The sequence below is a fragment of the Acidovorax sp. A79 genome (assembly GCF_041154505.1).
Lineage (GTDB): Bacteria > Pseudomonadota > Gammaproteobacteria > Burkholderiales > Burkholderiaceae_C > Acidovorax.
The window spans coordinates 616,295-636,693 of record NZ_AP028672.1; the positions used below are offsets into that span (position 1 = coordinate 616,295).

A 20,399-nucleotide genomic window follows, 5' to 3' on the forward strand; every position below is an offset into this window, starting at 1 on the left:
TCGGCCGCTAGCCCGCGCGCCGCTGCCCGGCCAGGCGCTGCACCACGGCCACCAGGCGGTCGATCTCGTCGAAGGTGTTGTAGAACGCCAGCGAAGGCCGCACCGTGGTCTCCACGCCGAAGCGGCGCAGGATGGGCTGGGCACAGTGGTGGCCGGTGCGCACGGCGATGCCCTCCTCGTTGAGCGCCTTGCCCACCTCTTCCGTGGTGTAGCCCGCGAGCACGAAGGACATCACGCTGGCCTTGTCGTCGGCCGTGCCGATGAGCCGCACGCCGCGGATCGCACCCAGGTGGCGCATGCCGTAGACCAGCAGTTCGTGCTCGTAGCGCGCGATGTTCTCGATGCCCACCCGGTTCACGTAGTCGATGGCGGCGCCCAGGCCCACGGCGTCGGCGATGTTGCCGGTGCCGGCCTCGAACTTGTTCGGGATGGGCTGGAACACCGTCTTCTCGAAGGTCACGTCGGCAATCATGTTGCCGCCGCCTTGCCAGGGCGGCATGTCTTCGAGCACCGCACGCTTGCCCCAGACCACGCCGATGCCAGTGGGTCCGAAGACCTTGTGGCCCGAGAACACGAAGAAGTCGGCCCCCAGGTCCTGCACGTCCACCCGCCTGTGCGAGACCGACTGCGCGCCGTCGACCAGGGTCGTGGCGCCCGCCCGCCTGGCCAGGGCCACGATCTCCTTGACCGGCACCACGGTGCCCAGGGCATTGGAGACCTGGGTGACGGCGACGATCCTGGTGCGGTCGTTGAGCAGCTTCTGGTATTCGTCGAGCAGCACCTGGCCCGAGTCGTCCACCGGGATCACGCGCAGGCGCGCTCCCTTGGCGGCGGCCAGCTGCTGCCAGGGCACGATGTTGGCATGGTGCTCAAGGTGGCTGACGATGATCTCGTCGCCCTCGCCCACATGCTGCGCGCCCCAGCTCTTGGCCACCAGGTTGATGGCCTCGGTGGTGCCGCGCACGAAGATCACCTCGTTCACGTCGGGCGCATTGATGAAGCGCTGCACGCGCTGGCGTGCGCCCTCGTAGGCGTCCGTGGCACGGGCGGCCAGTTCATGCGCCGCACGGTGGATGTTGGAGTTCTCGTGCGCGTAGAAGTGGCTGATGCGGTCGATGACCGACTGCGGCTTGTGCGTGGTGGCCGCATTGTCGAACCAGACGAGCTGGCGGCCATTCACGCGCTCCTGCAGCACCGGGAAGTCGCGGCGCACCGCATGCACGTCGAACGCGGGGTGGGCGCTGCGGTCGGCCTGCGGGACGCTGCCGGCAGCCGGGGCACGGCCGGGCGTGGTGTAGCCGCCGGGCAGCACCACGGCGTCGGCGAAGTAGAAACGCGGCTCGGTCGATGGCACCGTGCTGGGCACGCCGGTGCCGGCCGTGGGCGAGCCCACGCGCGGCACTTCGGGTGCGGCAAAAGGCAGGCGCGCCAGGGCATCGAGCCCGCCGGGAACGGCGCCATGCCCGTCGGGCGGTGCCACCTGCGGTGCGCGGTCGGCCGCCAGCGGGTGGCCATGGCGCTCACCGAGAAAGTAGTACGGCGATGCTGTCGATGGGACGGGTGGTGCGGAAGGCTGCGCCGCCTCGGGCACCCCCAGCACGCCGCTGCCAAAGCGCGGCTCGTAGGCCGGCAAGGTGCTGATCACCGAGTCGGGTACGCCGTTGCCAGCCACCGCATGAGGCAGCAGGGCCGGCGCACGGTGCGCCAGCGAGGCCAGCGGCGTGGGCGAGGCCGGCACCAGGTTGGCACCCGGCACCAGCCCTTGCGGGATGGGGGTGCCGGGCACGCCGGGGCCAAAGCCCGCCGGGCTGACCAGCGGCGAGCCGGCCGGTGCGATGTTGACGGGCGCCTGCACGCCAGGCGGCCAGGGCGTGCCCTGCCCCGCACCAGGCAGCGAGCCCGGTGGCGTGGAGGGCCGGCCTGCGGCCGGCCCGGCAAAGCGCGGCTCTTCGCCAGGCCGGGCCGCGAACAGGGCCGTCGCCAGCCCGGCCAGCAGCGCCGGGTCGATCGGCGGCTGCAGCGTGGCGGGCACGCTGGCAGGAAGGGAGGATGGAGTGGTCACCACGCGGCCGCTTTACTTGTAGGTGTCGGGGTAGTCGTGGTACTTGTTGATCTCCACGTCGTCCAGCACGGCCAGCGCATCGGGCGTGAGCACGGCCAGCGAGCAGTACAGCGAGATCAGGTAGGACGCGATGGCATGGTTGTTGATGCCCATGAAGCGCACCGACAGGCCGGGGCTCTGCTCGCCCGGCAGGCCGGGCTGGAACAGGCCGACCACGCCCTGGCGCTTGTCGCCCACGCGCAGCAGCAGGATCTTGCTTTTGCCGTCGGCCACGGGCACCTTGTCCGAAGGGATCAGCGGAATGCCGCGCCAGGTGATGAACTGCGAGCCGAACAGGCTCACCGTGGGCGGCGGCGTGCCACGGCGCGTGGCTTCGCGGCCGAAGGCGGCGATCGCCAGCGGGTGGGCCAGGAAGAAGGCGGGCTCCTTCCAGACCTTGGTGAGCAGCTCGTCCAGGTCGTCCGGCGTGGGCGCGCCGGTGAGCGGAAACACGCGCTGCTCTTCCGTCACCTGGGCCAGCAGGCCGTAGTCGGGGTTGTTGATGAGCTCGCTCTCCTGGTTTTCCTTGATCGTCTCGATCGTCAGGCGCAGCTGTTCCTTGATCTGGTCGTGCGGGCTGCTGTACAGGTCGGAGATGCGGGTGTGCACGTCGAGCACGGTGCTCACGGCATTCAGGAAGAACTCGCGCGGGTTCTCTTCGTAGTCCACGAAGGTGCGCGGCAACTGGTTCTCTTCCTCGCGGGCGGTGCAGGTGACCTTGATCAGCTCGGGGTTCTTGACCTGGTTGAGGCGGTAGATGCCTGCCTCCACCGGCACCCACTGCAGCAGGTGCGTGAGCCAGCGCGGCGAGATGGTCGAGAGTTGTGCGGTGGTCTTGGTCGCGTTGGCAAGTTGCCGCGCTGCGTTGTCGCCCAGGGCGGTCGTGCCGCCCACTGTTGCCGTCATGTGAGGCTCCGTATCAGAAAGGTTGGTAAACGAACAGGTTTCGATTCCCAGCCAGTGTCGGATTCCCCCGCTATCGCTTCAACATGCTATAGCCGCCAATCGCGTGCCTTTCAGCACATGGGCGCTGTTCAATTCGTCGCAATGTCCGAGCAGCGTGGCACTGCTCACGCCCAGGGCCTGCGAGAGCTTGTCAATGGTGACCAGCGAGGCAATGGCGCGGCCCCGCTCGATCTCGCCCACATAGGAGCGGTTCAGGTCGGCATGCTCGGCCAGTTGCTCCTGCGACCAGCCGCGCGCCTCGCGCAGGCGCCGCACGGCCGTGCCGAAACTGCGTACCAGCACCTCACTCATGCCACGCCCACCCTGGGTTCGTCGCCGTCGTGGTGCCCGTTGTGGCGCGACAGGGCCTGGGTCACGTTGCCGCCCGCGGGCACGTCGTGCGTGATCCACACATTGCCGCCAATGGTGGCGCCGCGCCCCAGCGTCACCCGGCCCAGCACGGTGGCGCCGGCGTAGATGACCACGTCGTCCTCCACCACCGGGTGGCGTGGCTGGCCCTTCTGCAAGTGCCCATCCTCGTCCGTGGGAAAGCGCTTGGCGCCCAGCGTGACGGCCTGGTAGACACGCACGCGCTCGCCGATCACCGCGGTCTCGCCGATCACGACGCCCGTGCCGTGGTCGATGAAAAAGCCCGCGCCGATCTGCGCGCCGGGGTGGATGTCGATGCCGGTCTGCGCATGGGCCTGCTCGGCCACGATGCGCGCCAGCAGCGGCAGCTCCAGCTGGTACAGCGTGTGCGCCAGGCGGTGGTGGATCATGGCCAGGATGCCGGGGTAGCACAGCAGCACCTCGTCCACGCTGCGCGCGGCCGGATCGCCGTGGTAGGCGGCCAGCACGTCGCTGTCGAGCAGGCTGCGGATCTCGGGCAGCGAGGTGGCGAAGCTGCGGGCCGTCTGCACGGCGCGCTTTTCGATGTTCTGCTCTTCCACCGGCTGGTGGCGCAGCACATAACGCAACTCCAGCCGGATCTGCGCCAGCAGCGCATGCAAGGCGGCGTCCAGCGTGTGGCCGACGTAGAAGTCCTCGCTCTCCTGGCGCAGGTCGGGTGGGCCCAGGCGCATGGGAAACAGCACGCCCTTGAGCTTGTCGACGATATCGGCCAGCGCGTCGCGCGATGGGAACTCGCGCCCGCCCGGCTCCTGGGAGCGCTTTTGCAGGCTGCGCCAGTCGCGGCGCACGGCGTGCAGGGACTGCACGATGGGTTCGATGTTGAAGACGGCCATGGGGAAAGGGAAGCTGTGGTTCAGTCGTGGAGGCGGGCCGTGCCCCGGGGCTAGTCCTGGATCCAGGGAAGGTTGTGAAAGCGCCAGCCATCGGCATGGCCGCGCTGCTTGTGGCCATCGATCTCGCCCTCGAAGCCTTCGAGCACGTTGAAGACGCGGGTGAAGCCGGCCTTGGCCGCCGCCTCGGCCGCCAGGGCCGAGCGCTTGCCGCTGCGGCACAGCAGCAGCGCCGTGGCCTCCTTGCCGCCGTGGCTGGCCAGGCGGGCCTCCAGCTCGCGCACGAAGCGCGGGTTGCGCTGCAGGGCGGTGCCCGTGGCCCAGGGCACGTGCAGGCTGTCCGGCACCTGGCCGACGAACTTCAGCTCTTCGGCCGAGCGCACGTCCACCAGCACGGCATCGCCGGCCAGGACGAGTTTCCACGCCACGGTGGGCGCAACGCCGCCCGCATAGGGCAGGCCGGACGCCAGTGCGACCGAGCGGGCAGATTCCAATTCGTGTGCGAGCACAGCGTCCTGGGTGTCCTGGATGGCGGATGAAAGCATGGCAGGGGTCCTTGAGGCTAGGGTTTCGCAGCCCTCATGGGCGGGGCTGCCGTGAACAATGTGTTCACTCTAGAACCCTTCTCATAAAACCCAAAAGAATAAAATTTGGTTTCTATAAAACCAAAACATCCTTGAGTTTGTTCAGGCAAACCCTGTGGCTGCCAACCCGTGCAGGGCATGGCCAAAGGGCCGCAGATCCAGGCGCTCCAGCAGGTCCAGCACCTGCTGCGCCAGGGCCTCTCCCACGGCGGCCGAGTGCTTGAAGCCATGGCCCGAGCAGGCGGAGGCCACGTGCACGCCTGGCCAGCCGGGCAGCCGGTCGACGACGAAGCCGTGGTCGGGAGTCACGGTGTACAGGCAGGCGCGGGCGTCGGTGCAGCGGGCGGCCGGGGCATCAAAGCGCGGCAGCACGTGGCGCTGCAGCATGCTGTGCTTCTCGGCATCGGCCACGGTGCGGTCCACGGTGTCCGGGGTGGTGGTCTCCAGGTACTGCGCGGTGGCCACCTTGAAGGCCGGCGCGCCCGCATCCGCGATCGGGAACCCATAGATCGAGTCGTCCGGTCCGTCGCGAAAGGTCCAGATGAAGACCGGAAACACCCCGGGCTCGAACGAGGGCCTGGCGGCCCCCACGTCGAACCAGAACATCACCTGGCGGTACACCGCCAGCCGGGGTGCCCAGGCATGCCGCAGCTCCTCGCCCAGCAGGCCCGGGAGCCAGGGGCCCGCAGCCAGCACCACCTGCCCGGCGCTGTGGCGGCCCTGCGTGGTGTCCACCCGCAGGTGCCCGCCTTCGCGCGCGAGGCCGGTCACGCGCACCCCTGTCTGCACCGTGGCGCCATGCACCTGGGCCTGTTGCAACTGGGCGCTGATGGCGGCCTCGGGCCGCACGAAGCCGGCGTCGCGCTCCCAGTAGGCGAATTCGTGGTCGTTGAGCTGGAACTGCGGGTAGCGCCGGCGCAGGTCGGCATGGTCCAGCACCTCGTGGTCTATGCCATGGCGGCGCGCGATCTCGATGGTGTTGTGCACGAAGTCCAGGCGGCGTCCCTGGTGCAGCGGCGCGCCATCGCGCGGCCCGAGCACCAGGCCGTGGGTGCGGGTGTAGATGGGCTGGCCGGTCGCGGCCTCCAGTTCGCGCCAGATCTCGTGCGAGCGGCGCACCAGGGGCACGTATTCGTCGCCCTCGCCCACCGCCAGCCGGGTGATGCGGGTCTGGCCGTGCGAGGAGCCCAGGCTGTGCGGCGGCTGGAACTGGTCCAGCCCGAGCACCCTGGCCCCGCGCCGCGCCAGCTGATACAGCGTGGCGGAGCCCACGGCCCCGAGGCCGACGACGATACTGTCGAAATGTGCCATGCAACGATCCGATGATCAGCACCGGCAGCAGGTGGCCGGGCGGCACCATGGCGCCGCGCAGGGTGCGGCACGCCCGCGGACAAGCCGTCCCGGGGCCCGTTCAGGCACCGGCAGCTGGAAGCATCAGAAGCCTGGCAGCACCGAACCCTTGAACTCGGTCTGGATGAACTTGCGCACTTCTTCCGAGTGGTAGGCCTTCACGAGCTTGGCCACCCAGGGCTTGTCCTTGTCGGCTTCGCGCACGGCGATCAGGTTGACGTAGGGGCTCTTGGCGTTTTCCTGCGCGATGGCGTCCTTGCCCGGGTTCAGGCCGGCCGACAGCGCGAAGTTGGTGTTGATGGCCGAGGCATCCAGGTCGTCGAGCGAACGGGGCAGTTGGGCGGCATCGAGTTCCACGAACTTGAGCTTCTTGGGGTTGCTCACCACGTCCAGCGGCGTGGCCTTCAGGTCGGCGCCGTCACGCAGCTTGATCAGGCCCTTGTCCTGCAGCACCAGCAGCACGCGGCCGCCGTTCGTGGGGTCGTTGGGAATGCCGAACTTGGCGCCTTCCTTCAGGTCTTCGAGCTTCTTGACCTTCTTGGAATACAGGCCGATCGGGAAATTGACGGTATAGCCCACGGGCACCAGCTTGTAGCCACGGTCCTTGACCTGGGCATCCAGGTAGGGCTTGTGCTGGTAGCTGTTGGCATCGAGGTCGCCGGCCGACAGCGCGGCATTGGGCTGCACGTAGTCGCTGAACTCGACGACCTGGATCTTGAGGCCGTCCTTCTCGGCGACCTTCTTGACCACTTCGAAGATCTGCGCATGGGGACCGCCCGTCACGCCGATCTTCAGGGGCTTGTCCTGCGCCAGGGCGCCGGTCGAAAAGCCGGCGGCGAGGGCCAGGGCGAGAGTGGTTTGCAGCAGCGAGCGCTTGTTCACGGAAGACACCTTTCGTTAAGAGATGCAGGCATCCTAGGGTTTCCCCGATAAAACAGGAACGAATAAGTTTTTATGTTCTTACAATTAATATGAATAACGTTTATCACCCTCGCAGCGCGACGTTGTTGAGCTTGTCCAGTCGCTCGGGCCAGGTGCCTTCCACCGTCGCGCCCTGAAGCAAAATGCGCGTCCAGGCCACCCAGGCGTCCCACTGCACCCGCTTGTCCCACGAATTCCCCCAGGCGCTGAACAGCTGCAGCGCGCTGTCCGCCGCCGCCCTGGCGTCCTGCCTGCGGCCCGCCGACAGATACAGCTGCGCCAGCACCATCTGTGGCTCGCCCACCCAGGGGTTGTGACGGACCGCGCTTTCCAGCACCCCGGTGGCCACATCCAGGTCCACCAGCGGCTGGTCCTGCTGGATCACCGACCAGTACAGCGAGGCGGCCGCCGCCTCGTCCGCCGCCGCCAGCGGCTGCGTGCAATGGGCAAACACGGGCGGCGTGGGCAGCAGGCCCTGGAGGCCCGGGTGCTGCAGCGCCAGGCCCAGGCCGTTGATCTGCGAGACCATGCGTCCGCTCGGCCGCATCGGCCCGGGCCACAGCGACGCGGCCCAGTGCACCGGCTGGGGACGGTGCTGCACCGCGGGGAAGCGCGAAAAGATGTCGTCCTGCCAGCTGAACCACTGCTCGATGGTGTCGGCCATGCTCACGATGATGAACGCCGCCACCTCGTAGGGCGTGAGCACGTGGCGCACGCCGTCCTTCTCCAGCGCCAGGCTGCCATCGGGCTCCAGCTGCCCGGCCAGCACGCGCTGCACGAACTGCGTGCGCGACTGCGTGCAGAACAGGTAGACCAGGTGCTCGGCCGATTCGCCCGCGATCTCGCGCACGCGCGCACGCTCCCGGGCGGGGTCGAACTTCACCAGGTCCACGAAGGCATTGCCATACACGCTGTGCAGCAGCCCCAGAAGGCGCACATCGCGCGGCTGCCGCCACACGGTGAGCGAGCGCGCCACGCCCACCAGATGGTGGCGGAAGGTGCCCGCCTTGTGCCAGTCCTGCCCCACGTTGCGTGCGAGCACCGTGGGCAGCGCGGGCGCGAGGTCGGCGTCGCGCGCCAGCCACTCTTCATCCAGCAGTGGCTGGGCACGGGCAAACAGGTCGGGGTCGAGCGTGTGAAAAGGCAGCGTCATGGTCTGAATGTCTCCGGCGGTTGTTCTGGCAGATCGAAATGCAAAGTACACACAGTATCAGCGCGGCTGGCGCGGGCCGCCAAGGCCACGTGGGTGTATCAATTCGATAAAAATGGCTGCAGCGCTTTCTGGATATACGCTTCAAGCTATCAAAACAGAAGCAAAAAGTCTCCCATATGACGCATCCCCATCCTGCGACACTCCCATCCGCGAGCTTGCCGCCACCAATTTCCAGTTTTATGGAATAAATTTCCATTAAACTGCCGCCATGGACATCAACCACCGCATCGCCCGCCGGTTGCGCGAGCTGCGCGACACCCGGGGCTACTCACTGGACACGCTGGCCGAGCGCAGCGGCGTGAGCCGCTCCAACATCTCGCTGATCGAACGCGGCCAGAGCAGCCCCACGGCCGCCGTGCTGGACAAACTGGCCGTCGGGCTGAGCGTGGCACTCGCCTCCTTCTTCGAGGACGGCACCGATGGCGAGGGCGAGGCCCTGCCCTCGCCCCTGATCCGGGCCGCCGACCAGCCCCGCTGGCAGGACCCGGCCTCGGGCTATGTGCGCCGCCGGCTGTCGCCGCCCGCGCCCTCGCCGCTGCAGCTGGTGGAGGTGGAGTTTCCGCCCGGCCAGCGCGTCGCCCTCGACTCGGCCGTGCACGATGCCGACATCCACCAGCAGGTCTGGCTGGTGGAAGGCCGCATGGACCTGACCGTGGGCACCACCACCTGGGCGCTGGGCGCGGGGGACTGCCTGGCCATGCAGCTCAACCAGCCCATCGTGTTCCACAACCCGGGCACGCGGCCCGCGCGCTACCTGGTGGCGCTCACCACGCTGGGCCTGCCGCCTGCCCGCTTCGCATCCCCCACCCCGAGGAGAAAACCATGACCACCGACATACGGGCCCCTTCGCCCGCCGTCACCATCCGGCGCCTGGGCGCCCGCGAGGCGGCCGCGAGCGTGCCGGCGCTGGCCGACGTGCTGATCGACTGCGTGCAAGGTGGGGCGTCGGTGAGCTTCATGTGGCCGCTGCCGCGCGACAAGGCCCTCGCGTTCTGGAGCGGCGTGGCCGACGGCGTGGCCCGCAACGAACGCGTGCTGCTGGTGGCCGAGGCCCCGGGAGGCCACATCGTGGGGACCGTACAGCTCGCCACCGCCATGCCCGACAACCAGCCCCACCGCGCCGACGTGGCCAAGATGCTGGTGCACCGCCAGGCCCGCCGCCGGGGTATCGCCCAGCAGCTCATGGCCGCCGTGGACGACGCAGCGCGCGCCGAGGGCAAGACCGTGCTCTTGCTCGACACCGTGACCGGCGGCGACGCCGAGCGCCTGTACGAGCGCGCCGGCTGGCAGCGCGTGGGCGTGGTGCCCGACTATGCGCTGATGCCGGACGGCGCGTTCTGCGGCACCACGTTCTTCTGCAAGCGGATCTGACCTTTCCCCGGTCCCTCCAGGGACAGCGCCCCCCGGCACCCGCCCCGGACCAACCCGCATGCAGCGCGCTCGACAAAACTGTATATTTATACAGTCAACCATTTACGGAGAAGCGCCATGGAAGTTCTTGAATCCACTTACGCGGTCGCCCTGCGCGACTACCCTGAAGAGCTGCCACCCCGGGAGCGCATGGCCGCCGAGGCACGCTATGCCAGGGAGCTCGAAAAACAGCTCGGCGGCCCCGCGCAGGTCGCCGCGGCCCTGGACACCATGTCCAGCCTGGAAGAATCGCCACCCGAAATCGTGTCGGCCGGTGACCTCGCCTTGATCAAGCAATGGGGCAAAGCCAGCGTCGCCGCGCGGCAGGCGGGGTTTCGCGACCTGGGGGAAGGAGACGGCGCGTACTTCGAGGTCCGGCTGCTGTAAGCCTCTTTCAGGGGCCCATTGCCTTGCCTTGCCTTGCCTTGCCTTGCCTTGCCCCGCCCCTGCCCCTGCCCCTGCCCCTGCCCCTGCCCCTGCCCCTGCCCCTGCCCCTGCCTGGACGGACCAGGGGCCGGGAATGAGGGAGGCGGCAAGGCTCGGTAGCGCGCAGCCAGTGCCCGTCACGGCACGGCCAGGGACTCCAGTGCCGCCCACACCGCCAGGATGGCCGTGTCGTGCACCTGCGACGCCCGCCGCGCCAGCCCCAGCTCCCGCCACAGCGGCGGGCTCAGCGGGCGCACCTGCAGGCCCGCGTTGTCCTGCTCCACATCGCCGCCCGCCACCCCGGGCTGCTCCAGCGGCAGCACCGCCACGCCATGGCCGGCGCCCACCAGGCTGCGCAGTGCCAGCGGGTGGTTCAGCTCCATGCGGGGGCGGGGGTTCAGGCCGGCCTGCGCGAACCAGCCGGCGATGAGCCGGTACATCTGCGTGGCCGGTCCGAAGGACATCCAGCGCTGGCCGGCCAGCCACTGTGGCGTGGCCTGCGCCGGCGCATCCCACGCGGGCGGAATCAGCGCCACCATGGGGTCCGTGCGCCAGGGGCGCACCTGCACGTCGCGGCCGGCGGCCTGCGGCATCGCGACGATGGCCAGATCCAGCGTGCCCGCGCCGAGCCGGGCCATGGCCTCGGCGGAGCTGAGCACATCCAGCTTCACATCCACGCCCGGGCTTTGACGGGCCAGCCGCTCCAGCAGGCGGGGCAGCAAGCCCGCGCTCACGCCCGCCGTGGTGGCAAGGCGCACCAGGCCTTCCAGCCCCTGCGCGCGCCGGCGCACCTGCTCCACCACCTCGTCGGCCCCGGCCAGCAGGCGGCGCCCCCCGGCCACGAGCGCCTCGCCAGCCGGCGTCAGGCTGGCCTGGCGCCGGCCGCGCACCACCAGTGCGGCGCCCAGCCGCGACTCCAGTTCACTGATGTGCAGGCTGACCGTCGGTGGCGCCAGGTGCAGGGCCTGGGCCGCGGCGGCCAGCGTGCCCAGGTCGGCGATGGCAACAAGGGTCTGGACCTGGTCCAGGTTGAGGTTTCGCATCAGGAATCCTGAACTCAATAGTCATTAAATTCAACTTTACAGATGTCTGGCTGAAAAACATCATTCGCCCATCAAAAAAAACTGGCCCCCTGCGCGCACTCACTCAGCCCCCGGGACCTCCATCGCCATGCTCACCAACGACGTCTTCCTCATCGTGCTGCTGTCGGCCGCGCTCAACGCGGGCTGGAACAGCGCCATCAAGCTGGGCGGCAACCGCATCACCGCCATGGCGATCACCACGCTCATGGGCAGCGGTCTGTCCCTGCTGGCGCTGCCATGGGTCAACCTGCCGGCCGCGGCCAGCTGGCCGCTGCTCGCGCTGTCCGTTGCGGTGCACACGGCCTACCACTTCGCCTTGCCCATTGCCTACAACCACGGCGACATGGGGCAGGTCTACCCCATCGCCCGGGGCTCGGCGCCGCTGCTGGTGGTGGCGGGGGCGGCCGTGTTCGCGGGGGAATGGCCAGGGGCCGGGGCGCTGTGGGGCGTTGCCTGCCTGTGCGCGGGCGTGTTGTCGCTGGCGCTCGTGCGGGGTGGCGGCACGCAGCGCCGGGCCGTGGGGTATGCGCTGCTGACCGGGGTGCTGATCGCCGCCTACACGGTGGTGGATGCGCTGGGGGCACGTCAGGCGGGGTCGGCCATCGGCTTCGCGGTGGTGCTCACGCTGGGCGACGGCATCGCCACGGCGCTCATCGTTCTGTGGTGGAAAGGGCCCCGCGCCTTCCGGGTCGACCCGCCCATGCTCTGGCGCTGCGCCGCGGCCGGCACGATGCAGATGGGCGCCTACTGGATCGCCGTCTGGGCCCTGGCGCGCGCGCCCATGGGCGCCGTGTCGGCCCTGCGCGAGACCAGCGTGCTGCTGGTGGCGCTGATTTCCACCTGGATGCTCAAGGAGTCCCTGGGCGCGGCGCGCATGGCTTCGGCCGCACTGGTGTGCGCGGGGCTGCTGATGGTGCGGCTCTCGTCCTGAAGGCCGTGCGAGCGGCCAGGGCGGCCAGGGCAGCTACTGCGGCGCTTCGGCCTCGCCGAGCGGGCGCACCAGCCGCACCGGCAGCTTGCTGGCGCGGGCCACATCGCCGCGCGCCTCGCCGGTGGACAGGTTCACCGCCCAGCCATTGATCGCCCCCATCTGGGCCGCCGCGTCGCCGGAACGCCCCTGCATGACAGTGTTGTAGTTGTACGGGTTGCCCCGTTGCGCGGCCACATTGGCCGTGGCGGACCAGTGCCACTGCGCGGGGGCCGCCGGAAACAGCACGGCGTTCAGGCCCGGGGGACTGGCCGTGCGGTCGATGAGCCGCTGCAGCTCCGGCGCACGCGGCAGGCGCCAGGCCACGCCCTCTGCCTTCCAGCGGTCGCTGGCCAGCGCCGCGGCTTCGGCGCGGTCCAGCAACCGTGGCTTGCCGGTGCAGGTACCGGCCTGGCGGCTCCATTGCATGCCCTCGGCGCAGCGCGGCCAGGCCAGCCGGGCGCGCAGGTCCAGGACCACCGCGCCATCCTTCGACAGCGCCCATTCGGTGGCGGCCAAGGGCTCGGCCGCCCGCGCGGGCCAGGGGGCGGCACAGGCCGTGGCGAAGGCCAGTGCGCCGCCCAGCAAGGCGGCGGGATGAAGGTGTGGGCGGGACGGTGTGGTCATGTGCTGGATGGGGGGCGGCGCGGCCACGGTGGGCGTGGGCCGCGATGGACCACAGCCTAACCGCATGGCCCGCCCCGCGCCCCGCGCCAGATCAAGAAACCTTCGCGGTGCGCCTGCCCGCCTGCGGCCCCGCATCCGGTGCCACGCCCGCCAGCGCGCCCGACCGCGCCAGCGCCTGCGCCAGGAAGGTGACGAAGGTCTGCACCCGCGTGGAAAACTGGTGGCGCTGCGGATAGACCGCATAGACGTCGGCCGCGGGCGTCTGGTACTGCGGCAGCACGGGCTCCAGCAGGCCCTGCGCCAGGTGCCGGTTCACGTCCCACTCCGCCCGCATCACGATGCCGTGGCCCTGCAGCGCCCACAGCACGGCGATCTCGCCGTCATTGGTGGTCAGGTTGCCCGTGATCTTGATCGACTCGGTGTGCGCCTTGCTCCCGCGCCCGGTGGTCAGGCGCCACAAGCCGTAGGCCTCGTCACCCTGGCGGATGCCGATGCACCGGTGCTCCATCAGGTCGCGCGGCACGCGCGGCCTGCCGTGGCGGTCCAGGTACGCCGGGGCCGCGCACAACACGCGCCGGTTGGGCGCGATGCGCCGCGCGATCACGCGGCCGTCGGGCGGCTCGCCAAAACGCACGCACACGTCGTAGGCGTCGTCGGTGATCGGCGGCGGGTGCACCGACAGCTGCAGCTGCACGTCCACCTCGGGGTACAGCCGCACGAAGTCGGAGATGGCCGGCGCGATGTGCATGCGCCCGAAGCCCAGCGTGGCGTTCACGCGCAGCAGGCCCTTGGGGCTGGCCCGGGACTGCACGATGAGTTCATCGAGCGCATCGATCTCGCGCAGGATGCGGCGCGCGTGCTCCAGCAGCAGTTCGCCCTCGGGCGTGAGGCTCATGCGCCGCGTGGAGCGGTTCACCAGCACCACGCCCAGGCGCCGCTCCATCTGCGCCAGGTGCTTGCTCACGGCGGCGGTGGACACGCCCATTTCGCGCCCCGCCGCGCTCAGGCTGGGGCTGGCGGCCAGGGTGGAGAAAAAGCCCAGTTCGGCGGGCTGGATGGTGCTGGAGCTCATGCATCCATGTTAACTCAGGGTTAACGATGGATTCACTTTCAGGGCATTTCCTGTGCGCACGGCGGCCTAAAGTCCAGCCATCCACCACCGTTCTTTGTACACCCCATGACCACCTACCAAATCGCCACCATTCCCGGAGACGGCATCGGCAAGGAAGTGATTCCCGCAGGCCAGCGCGTGCTGGAAGCCCTGTCCGCCCAGCACCCCGGCCTGCAGTTCGCGTTCGAGAATTTCGGCTGGGGCGGCGACTGGTACCGCGCCCACGGCGCGATGATGCCGGCCGATGGCCTGGACGCCCTGCGCGGCAAGGACGCCATCCTGTTCGGTTCGGCCGGCGACCCGGACATCCCCGACCACATCACGCTGTGGGGCCTGCGCCTGAAGATCTGCCAGGGGTTCGACCAGTACGCCAACCTGCGGCCCACGCGCATCCTGCCGGGCATCGACGCGCCGCTCAAGCGCTGCACACCCCAGGACCTGGACTGGGTCATCGTGCGCGAAAACTCCGAGGGCGAATACTCCGGCGTGGGCGGCCGCGTGCACCAGGGCCACCCCATCGAGGCCGCCACCGATGTCTCCATCATGACCCGCGTGGGCGTGGAGCGCATCCTGCGCTTTGCCTTCCGCCTGGCCCAATCGCGCCCCCGCAAGCAACTCACCGTCATCACCAAGAGCAACGCGCAGCGCCATGCCATGGTGATGTGGGACGAGATCGCCGCGCAGGTGGCTACCGAGTTCCCCGATGTGCAATGGGACAAGGAACTGGTGGACGCCGCCACGGCCCGCATGGTCAACCGCCCCGCCACGCTGGACACCATCGTCGCGACCAACCTGCACGCCGACATCCTCTCGGACCTGGCCGCGGCGCTGGCCGGCAGCCTGGGCATCGCGCCCACCGGCAACATCGACCCCGAGCGCCGCTACCCCAGCATGTTCGAGCCCATCCACGGCTCGGCCTTCGACATCATGGGCAAGGGCCTGGCCAACCCCATCGGCACCTTCTGGTCGGTGGTGATGCTGCTGGAGCACCTGGGCGAGGCCGAGGCGGCCCGCGCCGTGATGCAGGCCATCGAGCAGGTCACCGCCAACCCCGCCCTGCACACCCGCGACCTGGGCGGCACGGCCACCACGGCGCAGGTGACCGATGCCGTGTGCGCGCTCATCAGCAGCGCACCGGCCGCGCGCAAAGCCGCCTGACCGCACTTGCCCCCGGCGGGCAGAACAACAAGGCCACAAAGGCCATGCACCCGCCGCACAACCACCCTTTCGGAGACAAACCATGCGCCGCCCTACCCCCCATCCCACCTGCATCGCCCAGCCGCTGCGCCGCCCTTACCTGATGGCCCTGGCGGCGGTCGCCGCAGCCGCCTGCCTGCTGCCCGGCACAAAGGCCCATGCACAGGCCCCGGCCTGGCCCGCCAAGCCCGTCACCATCGTCGTGCCGTTCGCGGCCGGGGGCACCACCGACGTGCTGGCGCGCGCACTGGGCGAAAAGCTGGGCGTGGCACTGGGCCAGCCGGTCATCGTGGAAAACCGGGGCGGCGCGGGCGCCACCATTGGCGCCGACTACGTGGCCAAGGCACCTGCCGACGGCCACACGCTGCTGATGGGCGCGGTGCACCACACCATCGCCACCAGCGTGTACAAGAAGCTCGGCTACGACTTCCAGAAGAGCTTCGCGCCTATCACCACCGTCGCACTGGTGCCCAACGTGCTCGCCGTGGCCGCCGCCACGCCCGCCAGGGACGTGAAGGAACTCGTGGCCCTGGTAAAGGCCGCGCCCGACAAGTTCTCGTACGGATCCAACGGCGCGGGCACCGCGCAGCACCTGATCGGCACGCAGTTCGCCACGGCCATCGGCCAGCCGCTGCTGCACGTGCCCTACAAGGGCAGCGGGCCATTGACCACCGACCTGCTGGGCGGCCAGGTATCGATGTCGTTCGACACCGTGACGCCCGTGCTGCCGCACATCAAGGCCGGCAAGCTGCGCGCGCTGGCCGTGACCACGGCCAGGCGGTCGTCCGCGCTGCCCGACGTGCCCACCCTGCAGGAGAGCGGCTTCGCGGGCTTCGACATCGGCACCTGGTTCGGCGTGCTCGCGCCCGTGCGCACGCCGCCCGAGGTCGTGGAACGGCTCAACGCCGAAATGGTCAAGGTGATCCAGTCGGCCGACTTCAGGAAGCGCATGCTGGACATCGGCGCCGAGCCCGTCGGCAACACCCCGGCGCAGATGGCCCAGCAGATCGCCAGCGACACGGCGCGTTTTGCCAGGCTGGTGGCGGACCACCGGATCTCTGCGGAATGAAGCATCCGGCGGCGGGCGCAGCCCCGCACCAAACTTGCAGCAAAAGCAGCCGCAAGCGCTTTACCATCAAGCGCCAATAGCTATCAATTAGATTGCAATCAACAGGCGGCTGGCGCCTGGGGTCAGCGGTGGCTGAGCCTGCGCACCGCCCAGTCGCCCAGGCTCTGCACGGCCTGCACGAAGAAGATCAGCACCAGCACCACGGCCAGCATGATCTCGGGCAGGAAGCGCTGGTAGCCGTAGCGGATGCCCAGGTCACCCAGGCCGCCGCCGCCGATGGCGCCGGCCATGGCCGAGTAGCCCGTGAGGCTCACGAAGGTGATGGTCAGGCCCGCCACGATGCCGGGCAGCGCCTCGGGCAGCAGCACCTTCCACACGATCTGGCTGGTGGTCGCGCCCATGGCCTGGGCGGCTTCCACGAGGCCGTGGTCCACCTCGCGCAGCGCGGCCTCCACCAGGCGCGCCACGAACGGGGCGGCGGCGATGGTCAGCGGCACCACGGCCGCGGCCGTGCCGATGGACGAGCCGGTGATGAAGCGCGTGAACGGGATGATGGCCACGAGCAGGATGATGAAGGGCGTGGAGCGCACGGCGTTGACCAGCCAGCCCACGAGCTTGTTGACGGGCCCGTTTTCGAGCACGCCGCCCTGGTCGGTGAGGCGCAGGAACACGCCCAGCGGCACGCCCAGCAGGCCGCCGACCAGGCCGGAGATGCCGACCATGACCAGCGTTTCCCACAGCGACGATGCGAAGAGGTCCAGCATGGCCGGGGTGAAGTTGTCGAACATGTTTTTTTCCCTTCCTCAAGCCGGTACGGCCACTTCTTCGACGGCGACGCCACTGGCGCGCAGGTGCGCCACGGCGCCACGCAGGCGGTCGGCCTCGCCGCTGGCATAGACGGCCAGCGAGCCGAAGGTCTCGTCCTGGATCTCGTCCACCTGGCCGTGCAGGATGCTCATGTCCACGCCGAACTGGCGGATGAGCTGCGACAGGATGGGCTGGTACGCGCTGTCACCCGCATACGACAGGCGCAGCAGCCGGCCCGTGCGGTCCGGTGCCGTGGCAGCGAGCTGAACTGCGAGCGTGCGCACATGGCCGAGCACGCTGGCGGGCAGCTCCTGCGGCAGGATCTCGTCGATCAGGCTCTTGGTGATGGGTTGCTGCGGGCGCGTGAAGACATCCAGCACGCGGCCCTGCTCCACGATGCGGCCGGCCTCGATCACGGCCACGCGGTCGGCCACCTGCTTGATGACCTGCATCTGGTGCGTGATGAGCACCACCGTGAGGCCCAGCTCCCGGTTCACCTGGCGCAGCAGGTCGAGGATGGAGCGCGTGGTCTCGGGGTCGAGCGCGGACGTGGCTTCATCCGAGAGCAGCACCTTGGGTCGGCTGGCCAGCGCGCGCGCAATGCCCACGCGCTGCTTCTGGCCGCCACTGATCTGCGCCGGGTAGCGTTGGGCCAGGGCCGACAGGCCCACCAGGTCCAGTAGCGGGTTCACGCGTTCGCGGATGGCGGCCTTGTCCATGCCCGCCAGTTCCAGCGGCAGGGCCGCGTTGTCGAACACCGTGCGCGAGGACAGCAGGTTGAAATGCTGGAAGACCATGCCGATCTCGCGGCGGGCATCGCGCAGCTGGGCATCGCCCAGCTGGGTCAGGTCGCGGCCATTGACGATGACCTGGCCCGTGGTGGGGCGGTTGAGCAGGTTGATGACGCGCACCAGCGAGCTCTTGCCCGCACCGCTCTTGCCGATGATGCCGAACACTTCGCCCGGCGTGATGTGAAGGTCGATGCCCTTGAGAGCCTCGACCGGGCCTTGTGAGCCCTGGTAGGTTTGGGTGATACCCCGTAAGTCGATCATGAAAAAGCAGTGGCGCGTCACAGGACATGCCGATGGTCCGTGGCGCGCGGTGAGGAATGGGATGCGGGACTGTATCGGTGAATCGTAAGTTCACAAACGATTGAAAAATCGGGTGATTAGATCCACAGGTTATGAAGACCGTGATAGGTCCACCTTCACCGCTCCTAATTGCATAGCATCTAGCGCAATACCATCCAGCGCGATTCGCCAATTTTCCTGCTTTTTCATGAAGGCTTGAAAACGATCTCCCAAGAACGATTCTATATTTCAACTTTTGTTGTAATATCGAATCATGCAAGAACCCGACGTCATCCGATCCCTCGCCGCCCTGGCCCAGGAAGTGCGCCTGCGCGTGTTCCGCGCGCTGGTGGTGGCCGGCCAGGACGGGCTCACGCCCGGGGCGCTGTCCGAACAGCTGGGCATTGCGCCCAACACGCTGTCGTTCCACCTCAAGGAGCTGACCCACGCGGGCCTGGTGAGCCAGGAGCGCCAGGGCCGCAACCTGATCTACCGCGCATCGTTTGCCACCATGAACGAGCTGCTGGCCTACCTGACCGAGAACTGCTGCCAGGGCGCCGCCTGCCTGCCCGGCACCGCCACCGCCGCCTGCGATTGCTGACCCACAACCCACGCCACGGCCCACGGCCGAAAGGAAGTCACCATGAAGCGATTCCACGTCCACCTGCATGTCGATGACCTCGCCAAGAGCATCGCGTTCTATTCCCGGCTGTTCGCGGCCGCCCCCGCGCGCGTGGAGGCCGACTACGCCAAATGGATGCTCGAAGACCCGCGCGTGAACTTCGCCATCTCCACCCGCGGCGACAAGCCCGGCGTGGACCACCTGGGTTTCCAGGTGGACGAGGCCGGCGAACTGGCCGAGCTGAAGGCGCGCGCCCAGGGCGCCGACATGGCCCTGCTGGACGAAGGCGCCACCACCTGCTGCTATGCCCGCAGCGACAAGCACTGGATCACCGACCCGCAGGGCGTGGCGTGGGAACACTTCCACACGCTGGTCAACATTCCCGTGTTCAACGAAGCCGCGGCCCAGCCCGCCCAGGCCGCCTGCTGCCCCACGGGCGCGCCCTCAATCCCCGAGCCGGGCCGCGCCGCCTGCTGCGGCCCCACGGCCACCAACCCCAACAAGTGCTGCTGACCCGAACGAGGCCCACGCCGAGAACCCCTGCCCGCGAACTGCCCGCGCACTGACATCCCCATGCACCCCAAAAACCCTTCACAGTCCGCCCCGGCCGCCGGCATGGCGGTGTTCGAGCGCTACCTCACCGTGTGGGTGCTGCTGTGCATCGTGGCGGGCATTGCGCTCGGCCAATGGCTGCCGGGCGCGGCCCGCGCGGTGGGCGCGCTGGAGGTGGCGCGTGTCAACCTGCCGGTGGGCCTGCTCATCTGGGTGATGATCATCCCCATGCTGCTGAAGGTGGACTTCGGCGCGCTGGCCGGGGTGCGCCAGCACCTGCGGGGCATTGGCGTGACGCTGTTCGTCAACTGGCTGGTCAAGCCGTTTTCGATGGCCCTGCTGGGCTGGCTGTTCATCCGCCACTGGTTTGCCCCCTGGCTGCCCGCCGAGCAGATCGACAGCTACATCGCCGGGCTGATCCTGCTGGCGGCCGCGCCCTGCACGGCCATGGTGTTCGTGTGGAGCCGGCTCACGGGCGGAGACCCGCTGTTCACGCTGTCGCAGGTGGCGCTCAACGACAGCATCATGGTCGTGGCGTTCGCGCCGCTGGTGGGCTTTTTGCTGGGCCTGTCGGCCATTGCCGTGCCGTGGGACACGCTGCTTGCCTCGGTGGTGCTGTACATCCTGATCCCGGTGGCGATCGCGCAGTGGCTGCGCAGGCGGCTTCTGCGCCGGGGCGAAGCGGCCTTCCAGGCAGCCATGGCGCGCACCGGCCCGTGGTCCATCGCCGCGCTGCTGGCCACCCTCGTGCTGCTGTTCGCGTTCCAGGGCGAGGCCATCCTGCGGCAGCCCCTGGTGATCGCCCTGCTGGCCGTGCCGATCCTGATCCAGGTGCTGTTCAACTCCGCGCTGGCCTACGGCCTGAACCGCGCCGTGGGCGAAAAACACAGCATCGCCTGCCCGTCGGCGCTGATCGGCGCATCCAACTTCTTCGAGCTGGCCGTGGCCGCCGCCATCAGCCTGTTCGGACTGCACTCGGGCGCGGCGCTGGCCACCGTGGTGGGTGTCCTGGTCGAAGTGCCGGTGATGCTGCTGGTGGTGCACGCCGTCAACCGCAGCAAGGGCTGGTATGAAGCCGGTATCTGACGGCCCGCGCGCGGCAGG

The 20,399-nt window shown here is 69.0% G+C and carries 22 protein-coding genes; 9 read left to right on the forward strand and 13 right to left on the reverse strand.

The features are described 5' to 3' along the window. Window positions 1–7 precede the first annotated feature (7 nt). The 8 genes from ACAM51_RS02810 to ACAM51_RS02845 form a co-directional block, all read right to left on the reverse strand. The gene (locus ACAM51_RS02810) at window positions 8–2,065 is read right to left on the reverse strand and encodes a family 2A encapsulin nanocompartment cargo protein cysteine desulfurase (protein WP_369642670.1); all 2,058 of its coding nucleotides are present in this window, start codon (window positions 2,063–2,065) and stop codon (window positions 8–10) included. A 9-nt stretch (window positions 2,066–2,074) separates the two neighbouring features. Beyond that, window positions 2,075–3,007 carry a family 2A encapsulin nanocompartment shell protein gene (locus tag ACAM51_RS02815; protein ID WP_218341054.1) on the reverse strand — a complete coding sequence of 311 codons (933 nt, stop codon included), beginning with the start codon at window positions 3,005–3,007 and terminating at the stop codon, window positions 2,075–2,077. A 78-nt stretch (window positions 3,008–3,085) separates the two neighbouring features. Then, window positions 3,086–3,358 carry a helix-turn-helix domain-containing protein gene (locus ACAM51_RS02820; protein ID WP_369642671.1) on the reverse strand — a complete coding sequence of 91 codons (273 nt, stop codon included), beginning with the start codon at window positions 3,356–3,358 and terminating at the stop codon, window positions 3,086–3,088. After that, entirely contained in the window at window positions 3,355–4,290 is a 936-nt protein-coding gene (gene epsC, locus ACAM51_RS02825) for a serine O-acetyltransferase EpsC (RefSeq protein WP_218294690.1), read from the reverse strand. Before epsC ends, ACAM51_RS02820 begins: the two co-directional genes overlap by 4 nt. 50 nt (window positions 4,291–4,340) lie before the next feature. Beyond that, the gene (locus ACAM51_RS02830) at window positions 4,341–4,832 is read right to left on the reverse strand and encodes a rhodanese-like domain-containing protein (RefSeq protein ID WP_218294689.1); all 492 of its coding nucleotides are present in this window, start codon (window positions 4,830–4,832) and stop codon (window positions 4,341–4,343) included. A gap of 141 nt (window positions 4,833–4,973) precedes the next feature. After that, window positions 4,974–6,182, reverse strand: a complete 1,209-nt coding sequence (gene solA / locus ACAM51_RS02835; RefSeq protein WP_369642672.1) for an N-methyl-L-tryptophan oxidase — start codon at window positions 6,180–6,182, stop codon at window positions 4,974–4,976. 123 nt (window positions 6,183–6,305) lie between these two features. After that, entirely contained in the window at window positions 6,306–7,103 is a 798-nt protein-coding gene (locus ACAM51_RS02840; RefSeq protein WP_218294687.1) for a MetQ/NlpA family ABC transporter substrate-binding protein, read from the reverse strand. Window positions 7,104–7,206: 103 nt separating this feature from the next. Then, the gene (locus ACAM51_RS02845) at window positions 7,207–8,295 is read right to left on the reverse strand and encodes a DUF6817 domain-containing protein (protein ID WP_218294686.1); all 1,089 of its coding nucleotides are present in this window, start codon (window positions 8,293–8,295) and stop codon (window positions 7,207–7,209) included. Between the two features lie 268 nt (window positions 8,296–8,563). On the opposite strand from ACAM51_RS02845, the gene ACAM51_RS02850 reads away from it, so the two are divergent. The 3 genes from ACAM51_RS02850 (at window position 8,564) to ACAM51_RS02860 (ending at window position 10,152) form a co-directional block, all read left to right on the forward strand. Further along, window positions 8,564–9,181: a helix-turn-helix domain-containing protein gene (locus tag ACAM51_RS02850; RefSeq protein WP_218294685.1), complete on the forward strand. Its 618-nt coding sequence runs from the start codon at window positions 8,564–8,566 to the stop codon at window positions 9,179–9,181. Continuing rightward, entirely contained in the window at window positions 9,178–9,726 is a 549-nt protein-coding gene (locus tag ACAM51_RS02855; RefSeq protein ID WP_369642673.1) for a GNAT family N-acetyltransferase, read from the forward strand. The genes ACAM51_RS02850 and ACAM51_RS02855 overlap by 4 nt, the downstream gene beginning before the upstream one ends. Before the next feature lie 117 nt (window positions 9,727–9,843). Further along, entirely contained in the window at window positions 9,844–10,152 is a 309-nt protein-coding gene (locus tag ACAM51_RS02860) for a hypothetical protein (protein WP_218294683.1), read from the forward strand. A 176-nt stretch (window positions 10,153–10,328) separates the two neighbouring features. On the opposite strand, the gene ACAM51_RS02865 is transcribed toward ACAM51_RS02860, so the two are convergent. Further along, a complete protein-coding gene (locus ACAM51_RS02865) occupies window positions 10,329–11,234 on the reverse strand; it encodes a LysR family transcriptional regulator (protein ID WP_218341046.1) in 906 nt (301 codons plus the stop codon). A gap of 127 nt (window positions 11,235–11,361) precedes the next feature. Here ACAM51_RS02865 and ACAM51_RS02870 point away from each other — a divergent pair, with 127 nt between their 5' ends. After that, a complete protein-coding gene (locus ACAM51_RS02870) occupies window positions 11,362–12,204 on the forward strand; it encodes an EamA family transporter (protein ID WP_369642674.1) in 843 nt (280 codons plus the stop codon). A 33-nt stretch (window positions 12,205–12,237) separates the two neighbouring features. Here ACAM51_RS02870 and ACAM51_RS02875 read toward each other — a convergent pair whose 3' ends face one another. Continuing rightward, complete coding sequence (locus ACAM51_RS02875) at window positions 12,238–12,867, reverse strand: DUF1566 domain-containing protein (protein WP_369642675.1); 630 nt, start codon at window positions 12,865–12,867, stop codon at window positions 12,238–12,240. 91 nt (window positions 12,868–12,958) lie between these two features. Continuing rightward, the gene (locus ACAM51_RS02880) at window positions 12,959–13,939 is read right to left on the reverse strand and encodes a LysR substrate-binding domain-containing protein (protein ID WP_218294679.1); all 981 of its coding nucleotides are present in this window, start codon (window positions 13,937–13,939) and stop codon (window positions 12,959–12,961) included. 105 nt (window positions 13,940–14,044) lie between these two features. Between ACAM51_RS02880 and ACAM51_RS02885 the strand changes: the two genes are divergently transcribed. Together ACAM51_RS02885 and ACAM51_RS02890 are read left to right on the forward strand one after the other, a co-directional pair. Next, window positions 14,045–15,136, forward strand: coding sequence for a tartrate dehydrogenase (locus ACAM51_RS02885; protein ID WP_369642676.1), 1,092 nt, complete (start codon window positions 14,045–14,047; stop codon window positions 15,134–15,136). Window positions 15,137–15,278: 142 nt separating this feature from the next. Beyond that, window positions 15,279–16,244: a tripartite tricarboxylate transporter substrate binding protein gene (locus ACAM51_RS02890; protein ID WP_369643915.1), complete on the forward strand. Its 966-nt coding sequence runs from the start codon at window positions 15,279–15,281 to the stop codon at window positions 16,242–16,244. A 122-nt stretch (window positions 16,245–16,366) separates the two neighbouring features. Here the strand turns inward: ACAM51_RS02890 and ACAM51_RS02895 are convergent, their stop codons facing one another. Then, window positions 16,367–17,032 (reverse strand): methionine ABC transporter permease, encoded by a 666-nt coding sequence (locus ACAM51_RS02895; RefSeq protein WP_218294677.1) that lies wholly within the window; start codon window positions 17,030–17,032, stop codon window positions 16,367–16,369. 15 nt (window positions 17,033–17,047) lie between these two features. Further along, window positions 17,048–18,103, reverse strand: a complete 1,056-nt coding sequence (locus ACAM51_RS02900) for a methionine ABC transporter ATP-binding protein (protein WP_369642677.1) — start codon at window positions 18,101–18,103, stop codon at window positions 17,048–17,050. 292 nt (window positions 18,104–18,395) lie between these two features. Between ACAM51_RS02900 and ACAM51_RS02905 the strand changes: the two genes are divergently transcribed. From ACAM51_RS02905 to arsB, 3 genes are read left to right on the forward strand one after another with little or no spacing between them, the layout of a single operon-like run. Beyond that, window positions 18,396–18,722: a helix-turn-helix transcriptional regulator gene (locus ACAM51_RS02905; protein WP_218294675.1), complete on the forward strand. Its 327-nt coding sequence runs from the start codon at window positions 18,396–18,398 to the stop codon at window positions 18,720–18,722. 42 nt (window positions 18,723–18,764) lie between these two features. Continuing rightward, window positions 18,765–19,256: an ArsI/CadI family heavy metal resistance metalloenzyme gene (locus tag ACAM51_RS02910; protein ID WP_369642678.1), complete on the forward strand. Its 492-nt coding sequence runs from the start codon at window positions 18,765–18,767 to the stop codon at window positions 19,254–19,256. Window positions 19,257–19,316: 60 nt separating this feature from the next. Beyond that, window positions 19,317–20,381: an ACR3 family arsenite efflux transporter gene (arsB, locus tag ACAM51_RS02915; protein ID WP_218294673.1), complete on the forward strand. Its 1,065-nt coding sequence runs from the start codon at window positions 19,317–19,319 to the stop codon at window positions 20,379–20,381. Window positions 20,382–20,399: the final 18 nt, after the last annotated feature.

Excerpts from the sequence above, each read along its gene's own strand:
- ACAM51_RS02875 (WP_369642675.1), bottom strand. The coding sequence starts at position 12,867 with ATGACCACACCGTCCCGCCCACACCTTCATCCCGCCGCCTTGCTGGGC.
- ACAM51_RS02870 (WP_369642674.1), top strand. The coding sequence starts at position 11,362 with ATGCTCACCAACGACGTCTTCCTCATCGTGCTGCTGTCGGCCGCGCTC.
- ACAM51_RS02815 (WP_218341054.1), bottom strand. The coding sequence starts at position 3,007 with ATGACGGCAACAGTGGGCGGCACGACCGCCCTGGGCGACAACGCAGCG.
- ACAM51_RS02820 (WP_369642671.1), bottom strand. The coding sequence starts at position 3,358 with ATGAGTGAGGTGCTGGTACGCAGTTTCGGCACGGCCGTGCGGCGCCTG.
- ACAM51_RS02855 (WP_369642673.1), top strand. The coding sequence starts at position 9,178 with ATGACCACCGACATACGGGCCCCTTCGCCCGCCGTCACCATCCGGCGC.
- ACAM51_RS02900 (WP_369642677.1), bottom strand. The coding sequence starts at position 18,103 with ATGATCGACTTACGGGGTATCACCCAAACCTACCAGGGCTCACAAGGC.
- ACAM51_RS02850 (WP_218294685.1), top strand. The coding sequence starts at position 8,564 with ATGGACATCAACCACCGCATCGCCCGCCGGTTGCGCGAGCTGCGCGAC.
- arsB (WP_218294673.1), top strand. The coding sequence starts at position 19,317 with ATGCACCCCAAAAACCCTTCACAGTCCGCCCCGGCCGCCGGCATGGCG.
- ACAM51_RS02910 (WP_369642678.1), top strand. The coding sequence starts at position 18,765 with ATGAAGCGATTCCACGTCCACCTGCATGTCGATGACCTCGCCAAGAGC.
- ACAM51_RS02885 (WP_369642676.1), top strand. The coding sequence starts at position 14,045 with ATGACCACCTACCAAATCGCCACCATTCCCGGAGACGGCATCGGCAAG.
- ACAM51_RS02895 (WP_218294677.1), bottom strand. The coding sequence starts at position 17,032 with ATGTTCGACAACTTCACCCCGGCCATGCTGGACCTCTTCGCATCGTCG.
- ACAM51_RS02880 (WP_218294679.1), bottom strand. The coding sequence starts at position 13,939 with ATGAGCTCCAGCACCATCCAGCCCGCCGAACTGGGCTTTTTCTCCACC.
- ACAM51_RS02845 (WP_218294686.1), bottom strand. The coding sequence starts at position 8,295 with ATGACGCTGCCTTTTCACACGCTCGACCCCGACCTGTTTGCCCGTGCC.
- solA (WP_369642672.1), bottom strand. The coding sequence starts at position 6,182 with ATGGCACATTTCGACAGTATCGTCGTCGGCCTCGGGGCCGTGGGCTCC.
- ACAM51_RS02830 (WP_218294689.1), bottom strand. The coding sequence starts at position 4,832 with ATGCTTTCATCCGCCATCCAGGACACCCAGGACGCTGTGCTCGCACAC.
- ACAM51_RS02865 (WP_218341046.1), bottom strand. The coding sequence starts at position 11,234 with ATGCGAAACCTCAACCTGGACCAGGTCCAGACCCTTGTTGCCATCGCC.
- epsC (WP_218294690.1), bottom strand. The coding sequence starts at position 4,290 with ATGGCCGTCTTCAACATCGAACCCATCGTGCAGTCCCTGCACGCCGTG.
- ACAM51_RS02905 (WP_218294675.1), top strand. The coding sequence starts at position 18,396 with ATGCAAGAACCCGACGTCATCCGATCCCTCGCCGCCCTGGCCCAGGAA.
- ACAM51_RS02860 (WP_218294683.1), top strand. The coding sequence starts at position 9,844 with ATGGAAGTTCTTGAATCCACTTACGCGGTCGCCCTGCGCGACTACCCT.
- ACAM51_RS02890 (WP_369643915.1), top strand. The coding sequence starts at position 15,279 with ATGGCCCTGGCGGCGGTCGCCGCAGCCGCCTGCCTGCTGCCCGGCACA.